The sequence below is a fragment of the Catonella sp. genome, assembly GCF_052169795.1.
GTDB lineage: Bacteria > Bacillota > Clostridia > Lachnospirales > Lachnospiraceae > Catonella.
Genome location: NZ_JBQNBU010000129.1, coordinates 1 through 4,632, shown reverse-complemented (window position 1 = coordinate 4,632; position 4,632 = coordinate 1). Strand labels below are relative to the sequence as shown.

The following is a 4,632-nucleotide window of genomic DNA, read 5'->3' as shown; positions in this document are numbered from 1 at the left end:
TATTCTTGCTGTAGTCTTTTCCAAGGTATTTTTTCATTACATTTGTATTTTGCATTGTTATTTTCTCCTAATTTCTTTAATCCATTTTTCCTATGGAATTTCCAACAATTTAAATGTCTATTATCATACTTAGCGGTTACTATAACGCCTTTCCCTTTCTTCCTCTATCTCTAAAATCCTGCCAGTAAGTTCAATATTTTCTCTTGCTAAGCTTTGACTTTCCTCTATAGCTTCAGTCATTCTTTCAGTTTGTTCAATCTGTCTCCTTTCCATTATTTCCATCTGGGCATGCATTGCTTTAAGTTCTCTGTTATGGCGTATTATAAGCTGTACGTCTTTAGGAAGGGAAAGGATATACGCATTGTCAATCCTATTGAACTTACCACCTAAAGTATCCGGATATCTTTTGTTTATATCCTCTATAGTATTCACACATTCGCTCACACAAGCTTCATAATCTTTTTGGCTTCTATGTCTTTTTCTCGAAAGTATTACGGTTGCTACTATAGCGACTAACGGAAGTATATTAAAAATATCTGGCTTCATTACTATTGCAATAACTATTGATACAAAGATAGAAATAATTGCTAACTTTCTCTTATAATGGCTGAGGATAAGCGTCTGGAACTTTGAATTGATTAATTCCTGCATTTCACATCCCTCGTTAAAGAGCAGGTTGTAATCTTCCGCCTCATCCTTTATATTCTCTACCATACTTACTACCTGTGGCGGAAGTTCTGTAAGTCCTTCTTCTTCCAACGCATAGGCTCTATTTATTACATTATTGTATTCTCCACCTCTGTAATAATTTGTCAGATTTGTAATCTTAAATGCATCCTGCTTTTCTGCTTGTTTCAGCATCCATCCATTGTTCATTTTGAATCTCCTTAATTTAATTCTAGGTTCACCATTATTTCCTAATCATCAGCAAATAAATTTTATCTTTATATATGCAACTACGAAAATTACGAGTACTGCTATACCCCATATATAGATATTAGTGATATTTAACACAAGCCAAGCCAATAAAGGAATTATAGCTGTAGAAAATATTGTTGAATAAATAAATATTCCAAAATTATCTTTCTCAGAATTTTTGTAAAGAGTAAAAATTGCCATTATAATAGTAATGCCTAACAATATTGTTCCCAACTTAACAATCAAATCGTTTGTCAGGTTATAGTCCTTAACCAGAACACTTAATTCTTCTTCATGTTTTCTAAGGTAAGGTGCCTTCTCAGCCCAAAGATTCGGATAATATATATAGTATTTATATGATAAATACCCCTCAACACCATATCCTACAGCAACTATCGAAAGAAGTGCTATAAATATCTTTCTGACAATACTTTTCATTGCCTTCACACCTCTAAACATTATGTATATCAGTACAAATATCAAAATTGCGATAATAAGCTTAAATATGATACTGCCATAATATATATCCCATACATCATTTCTGAGTTCTTTAGCAAGTCCTAAAATTCCTTCTTTTTTAAATAGTTTATATAGTTTCACAACAAAAGGTTTTAATAGTATGATAATGTATATAAGAGATACAGCTCTTACCACCGCCAAAAGTATGGTTGCTAAGTTCTTTGTCTGATTATCAATCCAGTTTTCAAATAATTTTATCATTTTGTACCTCTTTTAACTTCTTGTTATTTTCTTTAGAAATCATATACAGAGTTCTCTTTCCAACTCCTGACCTGTAATAGTTCCAATACTTTGGCTTATGCTCATAAGCAATTTGAGCCTCAACATAGTAATCCTCAGACATATCAAGTATTTTTTTAACTGCTTCATTCTGAATATCTGAGATATTAATCCCATCAGACAATTCCAAGTATTTATCTAAATCTACTCCATAAAATATCAGCTCCTTAAATGTTTCTTTTATATATCTAATTTTATAATTTCCTTTAGTGCCACCATTAATGTAAGGAAATTCACCAAATTCAGTTTTCGATAATTTAATATTTTCCTTCCCTTTAGTTGAATAACCCACATTAAACATTGCATTTATATTATCCTTAAGTTCATTTATTATATTTTCAGTCTGAGCTACAAGTAGGTATTCCTCTTCAGCATCACTTTCTTCTTTCCCCGTTAATACCCATACTCTGTATTTGGAAAATTCTCTTTCATTATTCCTAATAGCCGTAAGTAAATCTTCCTTAGTTGTACTTTCTTTAATCTCTAATAAAATATTATATGTCTCTTTATTCATATTTTTTCGCTCCCTCTTAAATATTCTTATTAGTTTATATTTTAGTATACAACTAAGAAGCTACTATACTTTTTAGCTTCTTAGTTGCATAAAAGATTTACATCCTTACTTCTTTATAAATCCCCACTTGCCATCTTTCTTTACAGCAGCCAGACTCTCGCTAAAATAATCCGCATCTTCATAAATAAACGGAATTACTTCCTTTCCTGTCTTATCAATATAACCCCATTTATCTCCTACCTTAACAGCTCCAAGACCATCGTTAAATTCTTTAGCATAGTCATATTTTAATGGGATAATCTCCTTACCTGCTTTGTCTACATATCCCCACTTGCCATTTAAGCTGACAGATGTCAAATCATCAAAGAAATCATTAACATCATCATACTTAGGCTGTACAACAATATCTCCTGAAAGATTTACATAACCCCATTTATCATTTAACCTTACAGAAGCCATACCACCTCTAAAAAATATTGCAACCTCATCAAAAAGCATAGGTACGATTTCAACGCCATACTGATTTACATATCCCCATTTACCATTTAATTTTACGGATAGCATACCTTCTCTAAATCCTCTAGATTGAATTCTATCGTTAAATTTATCATTCTCATAAGATATAGCATCGTATTTAAGAGGTATAATTTCTGTACCACTGCGGTCAATAGCTCCCCATTTACCATTCATCTTAACAGTTGCCATGTTCTCAGAAAAACCACTTGCTTCATCATACTTAAGCGGAATAACTACCTCTCCTAATTTATTTATAAATCCATGCCTTCCTGATAATGATACATGTGCTAATCCCCCAGAAAAGCCTGAAAGCCCACCATAAAATTTAAAAGGAACAACCTCATTTCCTGATGTATCCACATATCCTGCTTCCTCAAATATAAAACCTCTGATGACACCTGCCAACCCTTCTCTTATTGGTAGTACTGCATTATATTTTATTGGAACTACTACCTTACCTTTTTTATTTATAAATCCCCATCTTCCATTCAACTTAACTCCTGCAAAACCATTTTCAAAGTCAAAAGCTACATCATACTCTGGTTTTATGACTTCTTTACCACTTTTATTTATAAACCCCCACTTACCACTCACCTTTACAGCAGCCATTTCTTCACTAAATTTACGAACCTCATCATATTTAAAGTCTACTACCACTTTACCAACTGATTCTTTTTTCTTATTCTCTTTAGGAAATTGTATATTTATCAGTTCTCCTAGTGATTTCGGCCATTCCTGATGGAATTTAAATTCCCAGCTCGGTTTATCTGTCTTATCTATAATCACTCTGAAATCAGCCTCTGCTGTGGCACCTAACGAAGCTACCATATTGGCTTTGCCATCTATTTTAGAATTTTTTAATGGAATTTCCAGTTTTCCTTCAAGTTCTGCCTCCATCTTACTGTCTACAAATACTTCCCCGGTTACTGTAGCAGGGCATAAGCCTGCTACCATAAGACCTGCTCCCAGACCAGCACCTAATTTAAGTTCTGCTGCAGCTTTTCCATATACTGAAAAACTGTTCTTATTCTCAGTACTGTCATATATATCAAAGGTGTAGCCATCCATCTTGATATGTTTTTCTGCACTGAAATTATCTGCCTGACTTCCATAGCTTCCAACAAAACCATTTCTTTGGATATTAAATCCGCTTACATACGAGGTCGAATTCTCGGTCTTTATTCCTCCTTCAACTGTAATATTTCCATCTATATCTATAAAAATAAAAAGCATTATTATTGGATCTGCTAAAGATGACTGTTGTGCAATCTGATTTATATTTCCACCAACACCGGTTTTGCTTACAAGTCTTAGCCCAACTGCTCCTATTACCCATTTTTTATTAAAGGTTTCAACTCCAGATATATCTAATCCGAATAATTTTGCTTCATTTTTAAAGCCTGAGTTAAGCTTTTGAACAAATTCCTCTGTGCTAAACTCCGTTTTCCCCTTTAGTTCAAGATCTGCCACTCTCTTGTAATTCCACTTAAATTTCATCTGATTCGGTAGCCACTTGCCGTGATCAAATAATCCTCCAATATAATCCGGATGCCATTCAATTCCGCCTTCTGTATATATATCATCCAAACCTATTTTGCCTGAAAACTTGATTTCTCCTGACATATCATCACCCGGTTTGTTTCTAATACCGTCTTTATCATAGATAACAGCATCCTCCCAGTTTAGGGTAAAGCTTCCCTTTCCGTTGTTTATAGCTCCAGTAAAACGTAGTTTCGTTAAAAACTCCTCCTTCTGAAATCCCGGACTTGGATACTTGTCATCATCTCCATACCCCATTGCCCTTACCTTATTTCCCATTCCAATCTGGTCACCATTTACCTTTGGGTTAATAGTAGCCTTATTTCCTATAAGTGTAAAAGCTATAG

General features: G+C 33.6%; 4 protein-coding genes. All 4 read right to left on the bottom strand.

The genetic code is table 11. The annotated features are described in order from the left end of the window. Positions 1-129: 129 nt before the first annotated feature. Positions 130-876, bottom strand: a complete 747-nt coding sequence (locus ACTTKP_RS11335) for a hypothetical protein (protein WP_442554010.1) — start codon at positions 874-876, stop codon at positions 130-132. Positions 877-924: 48 nt separating this feature from the next. Further along, positions 925-1,638 carry a hypothetical protein gene (locus ACTTKP_RS11330; protein WP_442554009.1) on the bottom strand — a complete coding sequence of 238 codons (714 nt, stop codon included), beginning with the start codon at positions 1,636-1,638 and terminating at the stop codon, positions 925-927. After that, complete coding sequence (locus ACTTKP_RS11325) at positions 1,622-2,230, bottom strand: hypothetical protein (protein WP_442554008.1); 609 nt, start codon at positions 2,228-2,230, stop codon at positions 1,622-1,624. Before ACTTKP_RS11325 ends, ACTTKP_RS11330 begins: the two co-directional genes overlap by 17 nt. A gap of 105 nt (positions 2,231-2,335) precedes the next feature. Continuing rightward, positions 2,336-4,632 (bottom strand): WG repeat-containing protein (locus tag ACTTKP_RS11320; protein WP_442554007.1); only part of this gene is annotated, 2,297 nt, incomplete at its 5' end.

Coding starts and splice junctions, on each gene's coding strand:
- ACTTKP_RS11335 (WP_442554010.1), bottom strand. CDS start 876: ATGAACAATGGATGGATGCTGAAACAAGCAGAAAAGCAGGATGCATTT.
- ACTTKP_RS11330 (WP_442554009.1), bottom strand. CDS start 1,638: ATGATAAAATTATTTGAAAACTGGATTGATAATCAGACAAAGAACTTA.
- ACTTKP_RS11325 (WP_442554008.1), bottom strand. CDS start 2,230: ATGAATAAAGAGACATATAATATTTTATTAGAGATTAAAGAAAGTACA.